This is a genomic window from Streptomyces sp. NPDC055400, assembly GCF_053644375.1.
Window position 1 is genome coordinate 263,100 of record NZ_JBSHLM010000006.1, and the last position, 19,509, is coordinate 282,608.

A 19,509-nucleotide genomic window follows, 5' to 3' on the forward strand; every position below is an offset into this window, starting at 1 on the left:
GATTTGCCCCCGGGTTCGCAACCGGAGCCACGTACAGGAAGAATCGGGGTGCGTGCCGCCGTAGCGCTTCGGTGGTGAGACGCTGACCGGGGACTGTGCACAGCGACCCGGTCCCGTACGGGGAGGCAGGCAAGTGGTGGATCAGCTGACGCAGCACGATCCGAGGCGGATCGGCCCGTTCGAGGTCCTGGGACGGCTCGGCGCCGGCGGCATGGGACTCGTCTATCTCGCGCGCTCGGCCTCCGGCCGGCGCGTGGCGATCAAGACCGTGCGGACCGAACTCGCCGAGGACCAGCTCTTCCGCGTCCGCTTCACCCGCGAGGTCGAGGCGGCCCGCGCCGTATCCGGCTTCTACACGGCGGCCGTCGTCGACGCCGACCCGCGCGCCGCCGTGCCGTGGCTCGCCACCGCCTACGTCCCCGCGCCCTCCCTCGAAGAAATAGTGAACGAGTGCGGGCCGCTGCCGGCCCAGGCGGTGCGCTGGCTCGCCGCCGGAATCGCCGAAGCCCTCCAGTCCATCCACGGCGCGGGCCTCGTCCACCGCGACCTGAAGCCGTCGAACGTGCTCGTCGTCGAGGACGGCCCCCGCGTCATCGACTTCGGCATCGCCTCCGGCGTCTCCAACACCCGCCTGACCATGACGAACGTCGCCGTCGGCACCCCCGCCTACATGTCGCCCGAGCAGGCCAAGGACTCCCGGAGCGTCACCGGGGCATCCGACGTCTTCTCCCTCGGCTCCACCCTCGTCTTCGCCGCCACCGGACACGCCCCCTTCCACGGCGCCAACCCCGTCGAGACCGTCTTCATGCTGCTGCGCGAAGGCCCCGACATCGAAGGACTGCCCGCCGAGCTGCGGCCGCTCATCGAGTCCTGCATGAAGATGGAGGCACCGCTGCGGCCCTCGCCCGCGGACCTCCAGGCCCAGCTCGCCCCGCACCTCTTCGGCTCCGGCAGCGACGACAGCGGCACCGCGTCCGCCTGGCTCCCCGAGCGCTCCGTCGCGCTCATCGAGGAACGCAGGGGCGGACGGCCCCCGGTCAAGAGCAGCGGACCCGGCCGCGGCGGCAGCGGGGGACGGGGCGCGCACGGCGGCGCCCCCGGTCCCATGCCGGCCATGCCTGCCCAGCCCCCCGGCCCGCCCCCGTCCCACGTCCCCGGCACCGGCGGCTGGCGCCCCACGCCCGTACCCCCACCCGTCGCCGCCACCTCGGGCCTCGCACCCGACGCCGGGCCCGTACGCCTGGCCGGGGCGAAGGTCCCGATCGGCCCCGGCCCGCGCGTCGCCGACGCCCGCGCCGCCGCGGTGAAGGCCCCGCCCGCCGACGCGGGCCTCGCCGCGTCCTGGTCCCGCCCCAAACCCGGCGTCAACGGCGCCCCCGATCCCGTGATCCCCGCCCCGGCCCCCGAGGCGGGCGCCGCCTGGCGGCCCTGGCGCTTCCGCATGTCGAACGACGTGTGGGGCACCCCGTCCGTGGCCGGCGACCTCGTCTACGTGACCTCTTTCGAGGTACACGCACTCGACGTGTCCACCGGCCGCCGCCGCTTCAAGACACGCGACGTCGCCTGGTCCATGGCCGTGGCCGACGGCCGTATCCACGCCTCCGACGGCCCCACCCTCTTCGCGCTCGACGCCCGCGAGGGGCACGACCTGTGGCGGCTGCAGACCGACGCCTGGGTGTACTCCCTCAAGGCCGACCGCGGCACCGTCGTCACCGGCACCCGCGGCGGCGGCGTACAGGCCTGGGAGGCCGTCAACGGCGACAAGCTGTGGGAGATCACCGGCGTCCAGACCGACTTCGAGTCCCCCGAGGCCGGACCCGTCATCCACGACGGCACCGTCTACGTCTGGAAGGACGCCCGGCTGCGCGCGCTGGAGGCCCGTACCGGCGAGGAGCGCTGGTCGTACCCGATCGGCGACGCGGCCTCCTGCGGCGGCGTCCCCGTCCGCCTCACCCAGGCCTCCGACGGCTACGTCTACGTGGCCGCCGGCACCCGCGTCCTGGCCGTCGACGTCGCGAGCGGACACGTCCGCTGGCACTTCGAGGCGCCCGCCGTGTTCCTCTGCCCGCCCGCCTTCGCCCCCGGCCCGGCCGTCACCGGCGGCGGCGTCTACCTCGCCGACCACCTCGGCACCGTCTACGCCCTCGACGCCACCGACGGCCGCGACCGCTGGCGCATCGCGACGGAACCCCGCCCCTCCTCCATCGAACCGGTCCTCGTCTCGCACGGCCACGTCCACGTCGGCAGCGGCCAGGGCCTCTACACCCTCGACGCCGTCACCGGCACGCCCAAGTGGCGCTTCCAGGCGGGCGGCGAGGTCGTCGGCTCACCCGTCGTCGCCGACAACCGCATCCACTTCGGCGCCACCGACCACCTCCTCTACACCCTCAAGGCCGACGACGGCCGCCTCCGCTGGAAGCTCGCCACGGGCGGCGAGATCACCGGCGCACCCGTGGTCAAGGACGGCGTGGTGTACGCGTGCAGCAAGGACCGCTGCGTGTACGCACTGGACGCGGAAAAGGGCACCGGGACGGCCTCGGCGCGCTAGGACCTGCCGCCGGGCGGCTCACCCGGGTGCCCGTGCTGCCCCTCCTCGTACGGCGGCTCCTCGTAAGGGGGATCCGGGTACGGGGGCTGCTCGGCGTACGGCTGCATCGGGCCCTCCAGCGTGTGCTGGGGACCGTCGAGCGTGGGCGCCGGCGGCGGGACGGGGTCGGTGAAGTGTGAGGGCTCCGGGCCGCTGCCACCGGCGTACCCCTGGTCCGCGTCCTCGGGGAGCCGCTTGTGCCGCCCGCTCATCACGGCCGCGCCGAGCAGCAGCAGTACACCGCCGACGACCGCGCCGGCCACGCCCAGACCGAGCCCGGAACCGTCACCGGCCACCACCATCCGCCCCTCCGCCTGCCCCACCCGCACGATCCACAGCACGGTGAACGCGAGCACCACCACGCCCGCGAACGCGACCAGCAGCCGCGACCGCAGCACGACACCGATCAGCGTCGCCGCGGCGGCCACCGCGAACGGCAGGAAGAGGGAACCGGACAACCCCGCGCGCGCGTCGGTCACTCCGGCACCCGTGAACAGGTCACCGAGGCGGTAATAGCGCCCGTGACGGCCGTCGTACCACGCACGGAAGGGGCTGGAAACGGCGGCCGTCGCTCCGAGGAGAGCGAGGATCGACCCAAGGACGTTGCGGACCATGCGCAGCCTCCTGAATCCGGCCTGGTTCGGCTCTCGGTCCCGACGCTACGCCGCCGGCACACCCGTCGCCACGCGGCGCTGCTACGGTGTCGGATCGCCAAATGGAACGCACGGATCACCATATTTTCGGGGGAGCAGAAGGATGCTGCGACGAGGGCTGAAGCTCACGGCACTGGCGGCCGTGGTCGTACTCGCACTGACCGGATTCTCGACGGGCCGCGGCCATGGTTCGGGCAAGAGCAGGGGGAGCGGCAGCCACAGCAGCAGCGGAGGCGGCTGCTCCAGTTCGAAGCAGAACCACGGCGGCGGCTACACCGGTTCACACCGCAACGACTACGACGATGACGACTACGACGACGACTCGTACGGGTCGTCGTCCGGCGGCAGCGACCCCACACCGACCCCGACGTCCACCGCCCCCAACACCGGTGACGCCACCTTCGTGATCGTGGACTGCGCCGGGCCCGACCGCAGGGCCGGCAAGCGGAGCCGCACCTCGACGAAGGCCGACTCGACCGTGACGGTACGCGTCACCTCCCTCAAGGCGAGCACGTACGACTTCGGAATCGGAATCGACCTGCTGGACGCCCGCGGCAACCTCGTCGAGAACGTCGACGAGGGTGTCACCCTCGACGCGGGCGAGACCAAGACCGTCACGCTCAAGATGACGGTGCCGAGCAGGGCGTCGAAGGTCCGCAAGTGTGCCAACCCGTGGGCGACCACGGTCTGACCCGCTCGTCACCGCACCCGGAACCCGCCCGGCCGCCGCGCGGAGAACAGCTCGGCCTGCCGCTCCGGAGGCAGATTGCCCAGGGCGATCAACTGCGGCGCGTGCGCGAGAGCCTGCGTGCGCGCCGCCTCCTTGGCCGCCCACACCGCCCGCACCGTGCCCTGCACCGCCTCGGTCGGATACGACGCGATCGTCTCGGCGCAGCGCACCGATGCCGCCAACGCACCGCCGGGCGCGGTGAGTTCGGACACGAGCCCGGTCTCGTACGCGCGCCGGGCCGAGATCCGCTCGGCGGTCCCCATGAGCGCCATCCGGGCCACCTCGCCGAACGGCATGCGCTGGGCGAGGTGGATGGTCTCGTAGGCGCTGACCATGCCGTAGGCCGTATGCGGGTCGAAGAAGGTGGCGCTCTCGTCGGCCACGACGAACTCGCTCTCGCCGATGAGATAGAACGCCCCGCCGCACGCCATCCCATTGACGGCGGCGACGACGGGCTTCCACAGGTCATTGGCCTTCGGCCCGACCGCGACGAGCGGATCGTCGATGCTGTACGGGGACTGCGGCTGCGGCACGTCGGCGTCGCGGTCGATGCCCGTGCAGAAGGCCCGCTCACCGGCGCCGGTGATGACGACGGCGCGCACGGAGTCGTCGAACCTGAACCCCCGCCAGACGGCGGTGAGTTCATCGACGGTCGCCAGATCGATCGCGTTGTGACGCTCGGGCCGGTCGAGGGTGACGACCGCGACCCCGCTCTCCTTGTCGGTCTCGACGCGCACGCTCACGGCCGCTCCAGAACCCAGCGCGGCATCGTCACACCGTCGACGTCGGTGAAGACGACCTGCACCTTGGCGCCGATGCGCAGCCGCGCGGGGTCGACGGAGTTCAGGGCCGCGTCGGCGGAGGCCACCAGATTCCCGACGAGCCGGATCCGCGGGGCGTCGGCCAGCTCGACGATGATCGCGTTGTACGGGGCGACGGCGGCGTACGCGGGCAGCAGCGGCGGATGCGGAACGACGTAGGACCAGATCCGCCCGCGCCCGCTCATGAGCCGCCACTCACTCTCGAACGACCCGCAGTGCGGACAGCACGGACGAGGCGGAAACCGCAGCTCACCGCAGGCGGGCGAGGCGCAGGACTGGATGCGGAGCTGGGACTGGGCGGCGTAGTGCCAGAAGGGCGCACCGTCGTCATCGATGACAGGTGACAGATAACAGATTTCAGATTCTGTCATTGGTCAATCCAACTTCCTTCTTTGTCATGGGTCAGTGCAACGCCGTGAGCCGGACTCCGGACTCCGGACTCCGTGAGTCCACCTCCGCCGGGGCGACGGCAGGACCCCCGCCTCCGCCCCTCACGCCCCCCGCAGCAGCAAGGCCGACGTAGGTACCCCCTCGCCCGCCGTCACCAGGCATGTCCCCGCGCCCGGTACCTGCGCCGTGCTGACGCCACGCAGTTGCTTCACGCCCTCGTTGATCAGGTTGAAGCCGTGGACGTAGGCCTCGCTGAGGCCGCCGCCGCCCGTGTTCAGCGGCAGGCGTCCGCCGATCTCCAGCGCCCCGCCCTCCGTGAACGCCCCGCCCTCGCCCCGCCCGCAGAACCCGTACCCCTCCAGGGACAGCGGGATCAGTGGCGTGAACGCGTCGTAGATCTGTGCGACGTCCACGTCCTCGGGCCCGAAGTCGGCCTGTTTCCACAGGTGTCGGGCGGCGGTCCAGGCCGGGCCCGTCAGCGGATCGTCGTTCCAGTAGTTGACCATCCCGTGGTGCTGGGACGGCAGCCCCTGCGCGACCGAGTGCACGTACACCGGCTTCTGGCGGCAGTCGCGCGCCCGCTCGGCGGAGACGATGACGCACGCCAACGCGCCGTCCGTCTCGAGGCAGTTGTCGAAGAGGCAGAGTGGCTCGCTGATCATGCGGGCCGTCATATACATGTCGCGCGTCAGCGGCCGCTCGTACATCATCGCGGCCGGGTTCTGGTTGGCGCGGTTGCGGCAGGCGAGCGCGACATTGAAGAGGTGGTCCCTGGTCGCCCCGTACTCGTGCATGTAGCGCCGCGCGAGCATCGCGATCTCGTCGGCGGGGCGCAGCAGCCCGTAGGGGCGGGTCCACTGTGCCGGCGTCGGCAGCTGGACCGCTGTGTTCTTCCACGGGCGCGGCCCCGACCCCCGCTTGCGCGACCGCCACGCGACCCCGACGCTCGCCTGCCCCGTGGCGACGGCGGCGGCCAGGTGCGCGACCGTCGCGCACGATCCGCCGCCCCCGAATCCGACCTTGCTGAAGAAGGTCACGTCCCCCGCGCCGACGGCCTTGGCGACCTCGACCTCGTCGGTCTCCTCCATCGTGTACGAGGCGAAGGCGTCGACCTCGGACGGCGCGATCCCGGCGTCGTCGAGCGCGGCGAGAATCGCCCGGCAGGCCAACGTCTTCTCACTCTCGGGGAGTTGTCTGCCGAAGGCCGTCTGCCCGATCCCCACTATGGCCGTCGCGTCCTTGAGCCCCGCCATCGCAAGCCACCTCCGCGCGTCGTGATGCCACCACGATCGTCCCGTCTGCTGACAGCGCGTCAGGCTACCGTTAATCTGACGGATAGTCAGCTACGGGTCGGCTACGGGTGTGGAGGTCGGGCGATGCGCGGGGACCTGGAGTGGGGCACCGTTCCCCAACTGGTGCGTGCGGCAGCCGAACGGTACGGGGAGCGTGAGGCCGTCGTCGAGGGCCGTACGCGCATCTCGTACGCGGAACTCGGCGACCGCGTCGAACGGGCCGCCGCCGCGTGCATCGCGAGCGGCGTCGAACCCGGCGACCGGGTCGCGGTCTGGGCGCCCAACACCCTCGACTGGATCGTCTCCGCCCTGGGTGCGGTGACCGCGGGCGCCGTCCTCGTCCCCCTCAACACCCGCTTCAAAGGTACGGAGGCCGCCTACATCCTGGCCCGCTCCCGCGCGAAGCTCCTGTTCGTGACGGGCACGTTCCTCGGCACCTCGTACGTGGCATCACTGCGCCGGGCGAACGCCGAACTCCCTTACCTGGAGCAGGTAGTCGTCCTCGCCGACACGGCTCCCGACACCTCGGCCGACCACGAAGACCCGCGCGTCTGGCGGACCTGGAAGGACTTCCTGGCAGGCGGCGAGGGCGTCTCGGGCGAGACGGTCCGGGCCCGCGCGGCGGGAATCGCCCCGACCTCCCCCTCCGACATCATCTTCACCTCGGGCACCACGGGCCGTCCCAAGGGCGCGGTGATCACCCATGCCCAGACCCTGCGCGGCTACGCGATCTGGTCCGACCTCGCCGGCCTGCGCGAAGGCGACCGCTACCTCATCGTGAACCCGTTCTTCCACACCTTCGGCTACAAGGCCGGCATCATCGCCTGCCTGATGCGCGGCGCGACGATGGTCCCGCAACCCGTCTTCAACGTGGACACGGTCCTCGCCAACATCGCCGCCGAACGCATCTCCGTACTCCCCGGCCCGCCCACGCTCCACCAGTCACTCCTGGACCACCCGAACCGCACCTCCCACGACCTGTCGGCGCTACGACTCGTGGTGACGGGCGCGGCGGTGGTCCCCCTCCGACTCGTCGAGCGCCTCCGCTCCGAACTTCACATCGACACCGTCCTCACCGCATACGGCCTCTCCGAGGCGAGCGGCATCGTGACGATGTGCCGCCGCGGCGACGAGGCGTCGGTGATCGCGTCGACGTCCGGCCGGGCGATACCCGGCACGGAGGTGCGCGTGGACTCGCCCGGCCCCGGCGAACCCGGCGAGGTCCTGGTCCGCGGTTTCAACGTCATGAGTGGCTACTTCGAGGACGAGGACTCGACCCGCGAGGCGTTCACACAGGACGGCGGCTGGCTGCGCACGGGGGACGTGGGCGTCCTCGACGAGTCCGGCAACCTGCGCATCACCGACCGCATCAAGGACATGTTCATCGTCGGCGGCTTCAACGCGTACCCGGCCGAGATAGAGCAGCTCCTCGGCCTCCACCCGCATGTGGCCGACGTCGCCGTGATCGGCGTCCCGGACGGGCGGCTCGGCGAGGTCGGCAAGGCGTACGTCGTACGGCGCCCCGGTTCCGTCCTCACGGCCGACGACCTGATCGCCTGGTCCCGCCGCGAGATGGCGAACTACAAGGTGCCGCGCGAGGTGGAGTTCCTGCCCGAACTCCCGCGCAACGCGAGCGGGAAGGTGGTCAAGGGCGAGTTGCGGAGCAGGTGAGCCACCGCAGTCACTTCAGGGCGGCGCGGATTTCATCGACCATCCGCTCGGGTCGCTGGAAGACGTCGGCGGCGGTGTAGCGCAGGAGGAGGCGGACCTCGGGGCACCGGAGGACCTGGTTGAAGCGGTCGATGTCCTTCCGGTGGGCCTCTCGGGAGCCGTGGTACGCGTAGCCCTCGATCTCGACGGCGAGCCCTTCCGCCCGGAACAGGAAGTCCAGGAAACGGCGCCGTCCGTCCGGCGTCCGCAGTTCCACCTGGCTCTCGGGGCGCAGGCCCGCCTCGTGCAGACGCAGGCGCGCGATGGTCTCGGCGGGGGATCCGGCGCCGGGATCCACGAGCTTCAGCCGGCCCCGCGCACGGGACGCCCCGAGCAGCGGCGCGTCCAGTTCGGCGGCGAGCGCCGCGGCCGTCGTGAGCGGGGCGCGGCGCACCCGGTCCACTGTGCGCCGGGTGAGAGCCGACTCGACGGCGACCAGCGCGTCGTCCGTAGGACCGCCTGCCCGGAGCAGGTCGGCGACCGTGCGGTTCACGTGCGTGACGCGCAGCCCCCGTCGAACCGCGATCTCGCGCGCCGCGAGGGGCATCCGGTGCACGCGCACCCTCGTCCCCTCCCGGCGGATCGCGAGCCCGGGGTCGGTGAAGTCCAGGGTGTGGGCGTCGCGCGCGGGGGTGAGCGTCTCGATCCGCCAGAGGGATGCGGCGCTGCGGTGACTGACGACGAGCCCCGGCTTGAGCAGCTGCACGGCGCGCAGGCGTATCGGCAGGTCGGGCCCGCGCCCGGGCTCGCCCCACGCCCCGGCATGCAGCCGAACCCAGCCCTCGCTGCGCAACCGCCGCGTGAGCGTACGCGGCACCCACCCGGCCTCCAGCGCGACGGAGGTGAGCAGTACCCCGCCCTGCACCAACGCCCGCAATTCTGTCCCCGCCATGCGACGACTCTGCCGGAACGGCGGATTCGGCGCTCCGGCCTGTGGATAACGAGGCGATGGATGCCGGCCCGCTCGCCCCCCGCACCAACGCCGCCTGAGTCTTCGGCTCCCCGGGCGGCGGCGCGGCTACCGGGCGCTGTCCGGTGTCCAGCGAAGTGTCATGTCAGGCAGGTTCTCCATATTGCGATCACCATCGTTGGTGTCGAAGACCGTGAAACCGTGGCGCTCGTAGAAGGCGCGGGCATCGGTGTTCTGCTGAAAGACGTGCAGGGACACCCCTTCCGGGCTGTGTCGCCTCACCTCGTCGAGCAGTAGCGTGCCGATTCCCTGCCGACGGACGTCCGGGCGCAGATAGAGGTGTTCGAGCATGTCGCCGTCAAGGGCCGCATAGCCGGTGATCTCCGCATCACGCACCGCGACCCAGGTACGACACTGCTTCAGCAGGATGTCCCGGATCCATCGGGTCACCTCCTCGTCACTCCGCTTCTGCGGGGGCAGATAGGGCATGGTCGCCGACCGAGAGGCCATGTGGATGCGCGCGATCATGCCTGCATCCGCCTCCGCCGCGCACCGGATACGAGTCTTACGGTCATCACTCACGCCGGGAACCTACAAGGCCGGCAAGGCTCGATCCAGCGGTTATCCCGCTGAGGCGCGGCGGAAGGGGGCCGTTGCGCCCATCCGCCCCGGACGCGCGGTCCAACGCATCGCCTCAGCGCACCGGGTCAGCGGGCCCAGCGGGCCCAGCGGGGATTGGCGGATATGGGGCGGGGAGGGTGCGCTGGGGTAGGGGGCGGGTGGCCGGGATCTGCCAATCGCCCCTCTCCTGCGGGGGGGCAGCGCTTCAGGTCGGCTACGAAGGCTGCCCAGGCCGGGGTGCGGAAGAGGAGGACGGGGCCGCCGGAGTGGGCGGTCTTCGAGTCCCGGACGGGGACCAGGGCGGGGTGGCCGTCGGCTACCTCGACGCATTCGCCGCCCGTTCCGTTGCTGTAGCTGCTCTTACGCCAGTGGGCGGCGCTCAAGTCGATCTCAGTGCTTGACATTTCGATAGTCCTCTGCCGCTGCCTGGATCAGGGCCAGGGACGCCTCTGGCGGCAGTGCGGCGGCCCTGAGCAGATCGTACGACTCCCGGTACTGCTTCACGAGGGCCGGATAATCGATGAGTTGGCCACTGTGCAGGCTCTCCGCGTACACCACCGGTGGCGCATCCGAGAAGGTCATGATCCGGGTCATGCCCATCATGAACGGATGGGCTGCGGCGGTTTCCGGAACAATCTGCAAAATGGAGCGGCTTGCGTGGACCACTTCCGCGATGTGATCCAGTAGTTCGGCCATCTCCTCATCCGGGAGGACCCGGCGACGGATCAGCGATTCGTCGAGGATTGCCCAGAACGAAGGAGGGTTCTCGGAGTCGAAGAGCCCTGCCCGCGCCATGCGGGCCGCCACCTTCTCTTCGACCTCTTCGCCCCTGGCCCGGGGCATGGCCGCCTGCACGATCGCGCGCGCGTACGCCGCCGTCTGAAGCAACCCAGGCACGATCATCGGAGCCCAGTCCTCGATGGTCTCCGCGTGCTGTTCCATCTCGGCTACGTCGGCGAAGTACTCCGCGTGCCCCGACTGACGCGCCTTGCGTGCATCTTCACAACGCCGTTGGAAAAAGCCGTCGGTGCCCAGCTTCTCGTCCACGTGCCGGGTCAGGTCCAGGGGCATACGGCGCTCACCGCGTTCGATCTGGCTGAGGAACGGAACGCCACGGAAGCTTCCCTCCGCCAGTTGTTCGAGGGTGAGCTCGGCCAGTTCCCTCTTGAAGCGCAACTCGGCGCCGTAGAAGGAGGGGACGTTCGCCGACGCGTCGGGATCCTTGCGGGAGGACACAACTCACGACCACCGTTTGCCAGTTGCTCTGCGTAACCCAAACCCCTTTCACGTTACGCCGCCCGCCGTCACTGTGTGACTGATTCATCACGGAGTGCACTCGACAGGAAGGGCGTACGCATGCACCGCCAACCCCCCACCGCCGTCGGCGCGAAGGTAGTGACCCCGCCCGACCTGGAGGTCGAGTTGCTCGCCGTACCGAAAGTCGTACCCGAGCTGCGCCGGGCGGTGCGGGGGCACTTGGGGACGGCGTGCCCCGAAGTGCAGCTCTGCGTGAGCGAGTTGATGGGGAATGTGATCCGGCATGTGGGAGAGGGAACGCCGGTCCGCGTGCGGGTGGCGCGGGTGGAGGGTGTCGGGATCCGGGTCGAGGTCACGGACCCCGATCCGCGCGTCCTCCCCGTGCTGCTGCACGCGACGGGTGACGACGAGTCCGGGCGGGGCCTCGTACTGCTCGACGCGGTGGCGCGGCGATGGGGCGTGGAGCAGGGTGCCGCGACGAAAACGGTGTGGTGCGAGGTCGAGGTCGAAGCGGGGGAGTCGTAGTGCTGCTGGCCTTGCTGGGGCCGGTGCTTGCGTGGTTGCTGCCGGGAGGGGGCACCCGGCGCCGGGCCGCCCCGGTGAAGGAGCCGGGTCCGGTCGCGCCGCCGCTCCCGCGTGCGCGGCCCCGCAGCCCGTACGCCCGTGAGGCGGCGGCGGACTACCGAGTCGACGTGTCCGACGAGCCGCTGACCCGGCCCTACTACCGCTACTACCGCGCGTCGGAATCCATGTGCGCCGGCTGATGGGCTTGGGGAACACTGCGCGGATGAGCACCGAAGCTTCCCGGACACCGCAGGAACGGGCCCTTCGTCACGTGGCGTCAGTGGCGTCGGGTCCTCCGGTGGACCCGGCGCTGCGGGTGACGCTCAACTTCCACCCGGACCGCATGCTGCACGGCAAGCCGATCCTGGAAGCTATGGCCGACGACGGCCTCTACCACTCGCAGTTCGTCACGGGTACGAGCAATGGCGGCCTGACCGCGCATCCCGGTGGGGACCGGTGGCGTTGGGAGAGCCGGATCTTCGGCGGGTCGTACGACGGGGCGCCTGCTCATGAGCGGCCGGTCTACGGGGCGTTGAACTTCCGCCGTAAGGAGGTGGGCGGGGCGCCGCGGTTCGGCTCCGCCCATTTCCGGCTGTCTGTCGAGACGGTGGCGCGGACCACGTTCTGCTACCCGGACAGCTTCCTCGAGCCCTCGGATTTCGGTGTCGCGGATCGTATGGGTCTCATCGACCTAGCCTTGTCCGACAGCCGGGACGACCTGGACGACTACATAGAGGCGCAGGTGCATGGGCCGGTCCGGCCGGACTGCCACGCGGAAGCGCTGGTTCTGGACCCGTGCTACCGAGGAACGCCCGTCGAGGCGGCGGCGCTGCGTCTCGGCTGCCCGGTGGAGTGGCACGGCGGCTTCCGCCTCGGGGTCGAGGAACTCCGCCGTCACCCCGACTACCGAGGTCAGGAGTACGTCGACCTGGCCGCCCGGATCGCCGTCGGCGGCGTACTCGATCCCCGCATCATCGGAGACGCGGCCCGCGCCGGCCACTATGCCCCGCAGTCGGTCAAGAAGGTGTGGCACTACCTGGCGCGTTTCGGGACGCGAAGTGCTTAGCGGGGTGGGTACGACGATGGGGCCGAGCCTGGTGGGCTCGGCCCCAGCGAGGAGTGACCGGATCAGGGCATGTGGCTGTCTAGCGGCGCGACCGGCGCGTGGTTGTCCGCCAGTGCGGACGCAGCCGCACAGGCTGTTTGATGAAAATCGAATAGTTCCTGCCAGAGTTTGGCTAAGTGAGCCGCCTCGGCCGGACATGACTCGGCCGCGACGGCTCCCCCTCCGCGCCGCCGCGGCCGATCCCCGTCGGGAAGAAAGTCTTAGGCGTCCTTGGGCGGAGCCGGCGCGTGGCTGTCCATCGTGGTGATGGTGTCGTCGGCCGGCGGAGCGGGCGCGTGGCTGTCCATCGTGGTGATGGTGTCGTCGGCCGGCGGAGCGGGCGCGTGGCTGTCCAGAGTGGTTATTTCTTCGTTCTTCTTCTCTTTGCTCATGGTCGAGCCCTCCTACTGGACTTGGTGGTGCATTGGGATGCGGAACGCCCGTTCAGCGACTCCCCCGTGGGTCTCCGAACGGGCGTTCCTGGGGCCGCTCACCATATCTGTGGGGCCCATGGCGATCCGTCTGCCCCCCGACGCGACGGCTCGATGACTTGAGAGTGGCAGTGCGCCATAAACGTTCGATGAACGCGCTGTCCTGGGGAGGTCAGGCGGCAATTGACGGCGACAAAAGGCGGCGCAGATCCGCGACTTCGGACGCTCCGGCCGCCTCGTGAATACTTAGCGCCTCGCGCCAGCAGGCCCGCGCACGGTCGACCTGCCTGAGGTGGTCGAGGGAGCGCCCGAGGAGTGTCAGGACGTTGGCGCGCATCCAGTCACCGCCTATGCATCCGGTGGCCAGCGCCTGTTCGGCATGCTGCGCGGCCTGTGCCGAACGGCCGGAGGAGAGGTGGACCTGTGCCAATCGGAAGTGGGTGGTCCCTTCCCAGAGGCGTTGCCGGTTTTCCACGAATACCTTCAGCGCCTCTGAGAGCTGCCCCAAGGCATCGGACTGTCGCCCCACGTAGTTGAGGGCGATCCCCAGCGCATACCGCGCGTTGGCGAGACGCAGTGTCAGGCCCAACTCGTCGTAGATCGCCATACCTTGCTCGACCAGTTCGATAGCCGGCTCGGCGCGGCCCATGGAGACCAGGACCCGGGAGAGATTGCACAGGGCGCTGGCCTCGCCGGGACGGTTGCCGTCGTCCCGGAAGGCCTCGATGGCCTTGAGGAGGTATGCCTCTCCCTCGGCGTGCTCGTTCTTGCAGATGGCGATGATGCCTTGCTCGTTCGGTGCGTTGGCGCTGAGCCACGGATCGTCCGCTGCATCCTTGAGAGCGGTGGCAGTGGCCGCTTCCACGCTGGCCTCTTCGAACCGGCCGGAGGCGATGAGTACTTGGGTGAGTGTGACTCGGGCGCGACCCTCCGCCCGTGCCTCTCCTGCTGCGTAGGCAGCGTCCCTTGCGGCCACCGTCGCAGACTCGTAGCGCAGCGAGCTCGCCCCGGACTCCGCCAGATCCTTCGCGGCCAACAGAAGGTCGACCGCCCTGCGAAGCGTCGGTGCCCCCAGCGACTGCTGAACGCAAGCCAGAATGCAGGCCGCCTCGGCGTGAAGCCAGTCCAGGGCTTTGCCGTCGTCCGTGAATTCCTGACCTGGATGGCGGGTCGCCTCCAGGTGATCCACCGTCCGATCCCCCGGCCGCTCGATCGCATAAACCCTGGCCGCAGTAGCCAGATAAAAGTCCAGCAGCCGCGACATCGCCGCCTCCCGCTCCTGCGGAGGCAGCTCGTCGCGTTCCGCGCACGCACGCGCGTAGAGCCGGACCAGGTCGTGGTAGCGGTAGCGGCCGGGCGCTGCTGACTCCAGGAGGGACGTGTCCACCAGGGACTCCAGGAGGTCTTCCGTCGGCTCCAACGGGAGGTCCAGGACCGCTGCCGCCGCCGCCAGGGAGATGTCCGGGCCGTCCGCGAGCCCCAGCAGGCGGAACGCTCGGGCCTGGGCCGGCTCCAGCTGGCCGTAGCCCAGTTCGAACGTGGCCTTGACCGCCAGGTCGCCCGCCTGGAGTTCGTCCAGGCGGCGGCGCTCGTCCGCGAGCTTCGCCGCGAGGACCGAGACCGTCCATGTGCGCCTCGCCGCCAGGCGCGACGCCGCGATGCGGATCGCCAGGGGGAGGAAGCCGCAGGCGGCGACCACGTCCAGGGCCGCTTCCCGTTCCGAGGCCACCCTCTCCGCGCCCACGATCTTCGTGAAGAGCTGGAGCGCCTCCTCCGGCGACATGACGTCCAGGTCGACGAGATGCGCGCCCACCAGGTCGACCATCCGTACGCGGCCCGTGATGAGCGCGGCGCAGCCCTCCGTACCGGGGAGCAGGGGGCGGACCTGGGCGGCGTCGCGGGCGTTGTCCAGGAGGACGAGGACGCGGCGGCCGTCCAGCGTGGAACGGTAGAGGGCTGAGCGTTCCTCCAGGGAGTCGGGTATCGCGGAGTCGGCCGTGCCGAGCGCGCGCAGGAACGAGCCGAGGACCGTCTCCGGTTCCGCCGCGCGCGGGCCCGCGCCCTGGAGGTCGACGTACAGCTGGCCGTCGGGGAACGAGGGGCGGGCGGCATGGGCCACGTGGACGGCGAGTGTCGTCTTGCCTACGCCGCCGATGCCGGCCACCGCCGACACCGCCATGACCTGGCCTTCCCCGTCGGGGGAGGAGGCCGAGGACAGGATGTCGCGCAGTTCGTTCACGAATGAGGCGCGGCCCGTGAAGTCGGGGACCGTTGCCGGGAGCTGGGCGGGCCGGAGGGTGGCCGCCGAGGGTTCCGCCGCCGGGGTGGAGGGTTCCGCGAGTGCCGGGTCGGCCTGGAGGATGCGCTGCTGGAGTTCGGCGAGGCCGGGGCGCGGGTCGACGCCGAGTTCGTCGGCGAGGAGGCGGCGCGTGTCGGCGTAGACGGCGAGGGCCTCGGCCTGGCGGCCGGAGCGGTAGAGAGCCAGCATGAGCAGTTCGCGCAGGCGCTCGCGCAGGGGGTGCGCCGCGGTGAGGGCGGTGAGTTCGGAGACCGCCTCCGCATGGCAGCCCTGTTCCAGGTCCATGTCGAGGCGGGATTCGAGCAGGCCGAGGCGCCATTCCTCGAGGCGGGCGCGCTGGGTCTCGGCGAAGGGCCCGGGGACGTTCGCGAGAGGCTCGCCGTCCCACAGGGCCAGTGCCCTGTTGCAGAGTTCGCGCGCCTTGCACAGGTCCCCGGCGCCCCGGGCCTTCTCGGCGTCGGAGCGCAGCGCCTCCGCCGCGGCCAGGTCGAGCGCGTCGCCGCTGACGGAGCGGATCGCGTAGCCGCCGGACTCGCTGACCAGGACGCCGGGGTCGAGGATCTTGCGCAGGCGGGAGGCGTACGTACGGACGGCTGCCAGGGCCTGCGACGGGGGTTCGTCGCCCCACAGGGCGTCGATCAGCTCGGCGGCTGTCGCGGTGCGGCCCTCGCGCAGCAGGAGCGCCGCGAGCAGGGCGCGCTGCTGGGGTGAGCCCGTGGTCAGGGGCTCGTCGCCGCGCCAGGCGCGCACCGGGCCGAGCACACTGAAGCGCAGGCCCGCCGGGACCTCCATGGCCTCGGGCAGCTCAGTGCTCCCGGTGCTTTTGGAGGTCCCGGCGTACCGCTGCTCCGGTACCCGCGGTACACCGTCCATCGCTGCCCCCTGCCGCACGCGTCAGATCCAAAGACGACGAGGCCAGTTTGCCTTGTTCATGGCGGATGCGTCAGCCGCGCGAGACAGCCATCACAGACACCTCACCTCATGTCACCGTCGTCCGGATAGCTGACGGGTCGTCAGATCGGCGCTACCGTGGTCGACATGGAGACCAAGGAGACCAAGGAGAGCCCGCGGGGCTTCCCCCGGATCATTTCGGTGGATGACCACACTGTGGAACCGCCCGGCGTCTGGCAGGACCGCCTCCCGGCCAAATACCGCGACGAAGGACCGCGGATCGTGCGCGCGCCCCTGAAGGAAATGACGTTCCTGGGAGGCAAGTTCGCGCCGGTCATGGGCGCACCCGGCGAGGAGGGGCCGATAGGTGACTGGTGGGTCTACGAAGACCTGCACCGGCCCCTCACCCGTCTCGACACCGCCGTCGGCTATGACCGCGACGAGATCAAGCTCGAGGTCATCACGTACGAGCAGATGCGTCCGGGCTCGTACGACGTGCCCGCCCGGCTCGCCGACATGGACGTCAACCATGTCCAGTCCGCGCTCTGTTTCCCCACCTTCCCGCGTTTTTGCGGGCAGACGTTCACCGAGGCCAAGGACCGCGAGCTCGGGCTGCTCGGCGTGCGCGCGTACAACGACTGGATGGTGGAGGAGTGGTGCGGGCCGCAGGCGCAGGGGCGGCTCATACCGCTCACCCTCGTTCCCCTCTGGGACGCCGGGCTGGCCGCCGCAGAGGTGCGGCGCAACGCCGCCCGGGGCGTCCGTGCCGTCGCCTTCTCCGAGATACCGCCCCACCTGGGCCTGCCCTCCGTCCACACGGACGAGTGGGACCCCTTCCTGCGGGCCTGTGACGAGACGGGCACCGTCATCGCGATGCACATCGGGTCGTCCAGCAAGATGCCGTCGACCTCGCCCGACGCGCCGCCCGCCGTCGGCTCGACCATCACCTTCGCCAACTGCTGTTTCTCGATGGTCGACTGGCTGATGAGCGGCAAGTTCGAGCGCTTCCCGAACCTGAAGATCATGTATGCCGAGGGCCAGATCGGCTGGATCCCGTACATCCTGGAGCGCGCGGACGTGGTCTGGGAGGAGAACCGCGGCTGGGGCGGCGTCGCCGACAAGGTCCGCAAGCGGCCCTCCGAGTACTTCGCCGACCACGTCTACGGCTGCTTCTTCGACGACGCGTTCGGGCTGAAGAACCTCGACTCCATCGGTGTCGCGAACGTGCTCTACGAGACCGACTACCCGCACTCCGACTCCACCTGGCCGAAGTCCAAGGAGGTCGGCGAGGCGCAGATGGGGCACCTGGACGCGGACGTCGTCGAGCGCATCGTGCGCGGCAACGCCATCGACCTGCTGGGGCTGACCGACGACGGGCTCTGGGCGGGGCAGGGCGGTGAGTGACCCCATGACGTCCGGGACGTCGCACCTCGCCTACGGCATCCAGCTGCCCGTCCAGTCCCAGTCCACGATGTACGCCGAGGGCTGGGAGGCCGGGGCCGGCGCCGCCGACCTCGCCGAGATCGCCCGCACCGCCGACCGCACCGGCTTCGACTACATCGCCTGCTGCGACCACGTCGCCATCCCGCGCCGCCTCGCCGACGCCATGAGCACCGTCTGGTACGACCCGGTGGCCACGCTCGCCTACCTCGCGGGCATCACCGAGAACGTGCGTCTCATGAGCCACGTCGCGATCGTCGGCCTGCGCCATCCGCTGGCCGCCGCCAAGCAGTACGCCACCCTCGACCATCTCTGTGGCGGCCGTCTGATCCTCGGGGTCGGGGCAGGGCACGTACAGGAGGAGTTCGAGGCGCTCGGGGTCGACTTCGCGCGGCGCGGGGCCGTGCTCGACGAGGCCCTGGACGCGCTGAAGGCGGCGCTCGGGCCGGAGGAGTATCCGTCGTTCAAGGGGGAGCGGTACGCGTTCGAGGGGCTCGGGCAGCGGCCGCGTCCCGCGCAGAACCGGGTCCCGGTGTGGGTGGGCGGCTCCTCGGCTCCCGCCGTGCGCCGCGCCGCCGTGAAGGGGGACGGGTGGCTGCCGCAGGGGGACACGCGCGAGCACCTGCCGGGACAGATAGCGAAGTTGAGGCGGCTGCGGGAGGAGGCGGGCATCGAGACTCCCGTCACCGTGGGCGCGATCGCCGAGCCCCTGTACGTGGGTGAGCCCGCGTGGCACGTCGGCCGGCGCACCCTGTCCGGCGCCCCGCAGGCCCTCGCCGAGTCGCTGCGCGCGTACGGGGCGATGGGCGTGCATCAGATCCAGGTCCGGTTCCGCTCCCGGAGCCTGGCTGAACTCACCGACCAGATGGCGGCGTTCGGCGCCGACGTCGCTCCGCACCTGAACGACTGAGCACCCGAACGACCAGGCAACGACCAGGCACCTCACCGATTGGGAGTACCGGCATGGGCAAGCTGGACGGGCGCGTCGTCGTCATCACGGGCGCGGCGCGCGGGCAGGGCGAGCAGGAGGCGCGGCTGTTCGCCGCGGAGGGCGCCAAGGTGGTGCTCGGGGACGTCCTGGACGACCAGGGCGAGGCGCTCGCCAAGGAGATCGGCGGGCTGTACGTCCATCTGGACGTGAGCCGCGAGGACGACTGGGTGGCCGCCGTCGCCGCCGCGAAGAAGGCGTACGGGAAGATCGACGGGCTCGTGAACAACGCGGGGATCCTGCGGTTCAACGAGCTGGTGAGCACGCCCCTGGACGAGTTCCAGCAGATCATCCAGGTCAACCAGGTGGGCGCGTTCCTCGGGATCAAGACCGTCGCGCCCGAGATCGAGGCCGCCGGCGGCGGTTCGATAGTGAACACGGCCTCCTACACGGGGGTGACGGGCATGGCGTACGTCGGCGCGTACACCGCCACCAAGCACGCCATCGTGGGGCTGACGAAGGTGGCGGCGCTCGAGCTGGCCGCGAAGAAGATCCGCGTGAACGCCGTCTGCCCTGGCGCGATCGACACCGCCATGAGCAATCCGTCGCAGCTGGACCCGGGCGCTGACACCGAGGAGGCCTCGCAGGCGCTCGACGAGCTGTACCGCAAGCTCGTGCCGCTGGGGCGGGTCGGGCAGCCCGAGGAGGTGGCGCGGCTCGCGCTGTTCCTCACCTCGCAGGAGGACTCCGCGTACATCACGGGCCAGCCGTTCGTGATCGACGGCGGGTGGCTGGCGGGCGTCAGCGTGCTGTGATTCCTGAAGATCTGACGTTGCATCAGGTATTGACGCTGTACGGGCACGGTGGAACAGTCGGCACA

At 70.6% G+C, this 19,509-nt stretch carries 19 protein-coding genes; 9 read left to right on the top strand and 10 right to left on the bottom strand.

The window, feature by feature from the left end; genetic code table 11:
* Positions 1-133 precede the first annotated feature (133 nt).
* Positions 134-2,548 (top strand): outer membrane protein assembly factor BamB family protein, encoded by a 2,415-nt coding sequence (locus ACWIGU_RS18220; RefSeq protein WP_454402006.1) that lies wholly within the window; start codon positions 134-136, stop codon positions 2,546-2,548.
* Here ACWIGU_RS18220 and ACWIGU_RS18225 read toward each other — a convergent pair.
* On the bottom strand, positions 2,545-3,201 hold the full coding sequence (locus tag ACWIGU_RS18225) for a hypothetical protein (protein ID WP_454402008.1): 657 nt from the start codon (positions 3,199-3,201) through the stop codon (positions 2,545-2,547). The genes ACWIGU_RS18220 and ACWIGU_RS18225 overlap by 4 nt on opposite strands.
* A 142-nt stretch (positions 3,202-3,343) precedes the next feature.
* Here ACWIGU_RS18225 and ACWIGU_RS18230 point away from each other — a divergent pair, with 142 nt between their 5' ends.
* Entirely contained in the window at positions 3,344-3,931 is a 588-nt protein-coding gene (locus ACWIGU_RS18230; RefSeq protein WP_454402009.1) for a hypothetical protein, read from the top strand.
* Positions 3,932-3,939: 8 nt separating this feature from the next.
* Here ACWIGU_RS18230 and ACWIGU_RS18235 read toward each other — a convergent pair whose 3' ends face one another.
* The 3 genes from ACWIGU_RS18235 to ACWIGU_RS18245 form a co-directional block, all read right to left on the bottom strand.
* Positions 3,940-4,713, bottom strand: a complete 774-nt coding sequence (locus tag ACWIGU_RS18235) for an enoyl-CoA hydratase/isomerase family protein (RefSeq protein ID WP_454402011.1) — start codon at positions 4,711-4,713, stop codon at positions 3,940-3,942.
* Positions 4,710-5,162 carry a Zn-ribbon domain-containing OB-fold protein gene (locus tag ACWIGU_RS18240; protein WP_454402013.1) on the bottom strand — a complete coding sequence of 151 codons (453 nt, stop codon included), beginning with the start codon at positions 5,160-5,162 and terminating at the stop codon, positions 4,710-4,712. The genes ACWIGU_RS18235 and ACWIGU_RS18240 overlap by 4 nt, the downstream gene beginning before the upstream one ends.
* Before the next feature lie 120 nt (positions 5,163-5,282).
* Complete coding sequence (locus ACWIGU_RS18245) at positions 5,283-6,434, bottom strand: lipid-transfer protein (protein WP_454402015.1); 1,152 nt, start codon at positions 6,432-6,434, stop codon at positions 5,283-5,285.
* A 123-nt stretch (positions 6,435-6,557) separates the two neighbouring features.
* Between ACWIGU_RS18245 and ACWIGU_RS18250 the strand changes: the two genes are divergently transcribed.
* A complete protein-coding gene (locus tag ACWIGU_RS18250; protein WP_454402017.1) occupies positions 6,558-8,144 on the top strand; it encodes a FadD3 family acyl-CoA ligase in 1,587 nt (528 codons plus the stop codon).
* Between the two features lie 10 nt (positions 8,145-8,154).
* Here the strand turns inward: ACWIGU_RS18250 and ACWIGU_RS18255 are convergent, their stop codons facing one another.
* The 4 genes from ACWIGU_RS18255 to ACWIGU_RS18270 form a co-directional block, all read right to left on the bottom strand.
* On the bottom strand, positions 8,155-9,075 hold the full coding sequence (locus ACWIGU_RS18255; protein WP_454402019.1) for a hypothetical protein: 921 nt from the start codon (positions 9,073-9,075) through the stop codon (positions 8,155-8,157).
* 126 nt (positions 9,076-9,201) lie between these two features.
* Entirely contained in the window at positions 9,202-9,675 is a 474-nt protein-coding gene (locus tag ACWIGU_RS18260; RefSeq protein ID WP_454402021.1) for an N-acetyltransferase family protein, read from the bottom strand.
* A gap of 125 nt (positions 9,676-9,800) precedes the next feature.
* The gene (locus tag ACWIGU_RS18265; RefSeq protein WP_454402023.1) at positions 9,801-10,118 is read right to left on the bottom strand and encodes a DUF397 domain-containing protein; all 318 of its coding nucleotides are present in this window, start codon (positions 10,116-10,118) and stop codon (positions 9,801-9,803) included.
* Positions 10,105-10,950: a helix-turn-helix domain-containing protein gene (locus ACWIGU_RS18270; RefSeq protein WP_454402025.1), complete on the bottom strand. Its 846-nt coding sequence runs from the start codon at positions 10,948-10,950 to the stop codon at positions 10,105-10,107. The genes ACWIGU_RS18265 and ACWIGU_RS18270 overlap by 14 nt, the downstream gene beginning before the upstream one ends.
* Positions 10,951-11,070: 120 nt before the next feature.
* On the opposite strand from ACWIGU_RS18270, the gene ACWIGU_RS18275 reads away from it, so the two are divergent.
* From ACWIGU_RS18275 to ACWIGU_RS18285, 3 genes are read left to right on the top strand one after another with little or no spacing between them, the layout of a single operon-like run.
* Positions 11,071-11,496: an ATP-binding protein gene (locus ACWIGU_RS18275; protein ID WP_454402027.1), complete on the top strand. Its 426-nt coding sequence runs from the start codon at positions 11,071-11,073 to the stop codon at positions 11,494-11,496.
* A complete protein-coding gene (locus ACWIGU_RS18280; protein WP_454402029.1) occupies positions 11,496-11,735 on the top strand; it encodes a hypothetical protein in 240 nt (79 codons plus the stop codon). Before ACWIGU_RS18275 ends, ACWIGU_RS18280 begins: the two co-directional genes overlap by 1 nt.
* Before the next feature lie 23 nt (positions 11,736-11,758).
* Positions 11,759-12,601: a DUF3626 domain-containing protein gene (locus ACWIGU_RS18285; protein ID WP_454402031.1), complete on the top strand. Its 843-nt coding sequence runs from the start codon at positions 11,759-11,761 to the stop codon at positions 12,599-12,601.
* Positions 12,602-12,861: 260 nt separating this feature from the next.
* On the opposite strand, the gene ACWIGU_RS18290 is transcribed toward ACWIGU_RS18285, so the two are convergent.
* Both ACWIGU_RS18290 and ACWIGU_RS18295 read right to left on the bottom strand, forming a co-directional pair.
* Entirely contained in the window at positions 12,862-13,032 is a 171-nt protein-coding gene (locus tag ACWIGU_RS18290) for a sigma-like protein (protein ID WP_454402033.1), read from the bottom strand.
* Positions 13,033-13,243: 211 nt separating this feature from the next.
* Entirely contained in the window at positions 13,244-16,243 is a 3,000-nt protein-coding gene (locus ACWIGU_RS18295; RefSeq protein WP_454402035.1) for an AfsR/SARP family transcriptional regulator, read from the bottom strand.
* 165 nt (positions 16,244-16,408) lie between these two features.
* Here ACWIGU_RS18295 and ACWIGU_RS18300 point away from each other — a divergent pair, with 165 nt between their 5' ends.
* The 3 genes from ACWIGU_RS18300 to ACWIGU_RS18310 are packed head-to-tail and all read left to right on the top strand — an operon-like array spanning position 16,409 to position 19,444.
* Positions 16,409-17,665 (top strand): amidohydrolase family protein, encoded by a 1,257-nt coding sequence (locus ACWIGU_RS18300; protein ID WP_454402037.1) that lies wholly within the window; start codon positions 16,409-16,411, stop codon positions 17,663-17,665.
* 4 nt (positions 17,666-17,669) lie between these two features.
* Complete coding sequence (locus ACWIGU_RS18305) at positions 17,670-18,611, top strand: TIGR03619 family F420-dependent LLM class oxidoreductase (protein ID WP_454402039.1); 942 nt, start codon at positions 17,670-17,672, stop codon at positions 18,609-18,611.
* A gap of 53 nt (positions 18,612-18,664) precedes the next feature.
* A complete protein-coding gene (locus ACWIGU_RS18310) occupies positions 18,665-19,444 on the top strand; it encodes an SDR family NAD(P)-dependent oxidoreductase (protein ID WP_383086609.1) in 780 nt (259 codons plus the stop codon).
* The last annotated feature ends 65 nt before the right edge of the window (positions 19,445-19,509 follow it).

Bases quoted from the DNA above. Each gene is read 5' to 3' on its own strand.
- ACWIGU_RS18245 (WP_454402015.1), bottom strand. From the start codon at position 6,434: ATGGCGGGGCTCAAGGACGCGACGGCCATAGTGGGGATCGGGCAGACG.
- ACWIGU_RS18230 (WP_454402009.1), top strand. From the start codon at position 3,344: ATGCTGCGACGAGGGCTGAAGCTCACGGCACTGGCGGCCGTGGTCGTA.
- ACWIGU_RS18310 (WP_383086609.1), top strand. From the start codon at position 18,665: ATGGGCAAGCTGGACGGGCGCGTCGTCGTCATCACGGGCGCGGCGCGC.
- ACWIGU_RS18305 (WP_454402039.1), top strand. From the start codon at position 17,670: ATGACGTCCGGGACGTCGCACCTCGCCTACGGCATCCAGCTGCCCGTC.
- ACWIGU_RS18225 (WP_454402008.1), bottom strand. From the start codon at position 3,201: ATGGTCCGCAACGTCCTTGGGTCGATCCTCGCTCTCCTCGGAGCGACG.
- ACWIGU_RS18300 (WP_454402037.1), top strand. From the start codon at position 16,409: ATGGAGACCAAGGAGACCAAGGAGAGCCCGCGGGGCTTCCCCCGGATC.
- ACWIGU_RS18240 (WP_454402013.1), bottom strand. From the start codon at position 5,162: ATGACAGAATCTGAAATCTGTTATCTGTCACCTGTCATCGATGACGAC.
- ACWIGU_RS18250 (WP_454402017.1), top strand. From the start codon at position 6,558: ATGCGCGGGGACCTGGAGTGGGGCACCGTTCCCCAACTGGTGCGTGCG.
- ACWIGU_RS18265 (WP_454402023.1), bottom strand. From the start codon at position 10,118: ATGTCAAGCACTGAGATCGACTTGAGCGCCGCCCACTGGCGTAAGAGC.
- ACWIGU_RS18290 (WP_454402033.1), bottom strand. From the start codon at position 13,032: ATGAGCAAAGAGAAGAAGAACGAAGAAATAACCACTCTGGACAGCCAC.
- ACWIGU_RS18295 (WP_454402035.1), bottom strand. From the start codon at position 16,243: ATGGACGGTGTACCGCGGGTACCGGAGCAGCGGTACGCCGGGACCTCC.
- ACWIGU_RS18275 (WP_454402027.1), top strand. From the start codon at position 11,071: ATGCACCGCCAACCCCCCACCGCCGTCGGCGCGAAGGTAGTGACCCCG.
- ACWIGU_RS18285 (WP_454402031.1), top strand. From the start codon at position 11,759: ATGAGCACCGAAGCTTCCCGGACACCGCAGGAACGGGCCCTTCGTCAC.
- ACWIGU_RS18255 (WP_454402019.1), bottom strand. From the start codon at position 9,075: ATGGCGGGGACAGAATTGCGGGCGTTGGTGCAGGGCGGGGTACTGCTC.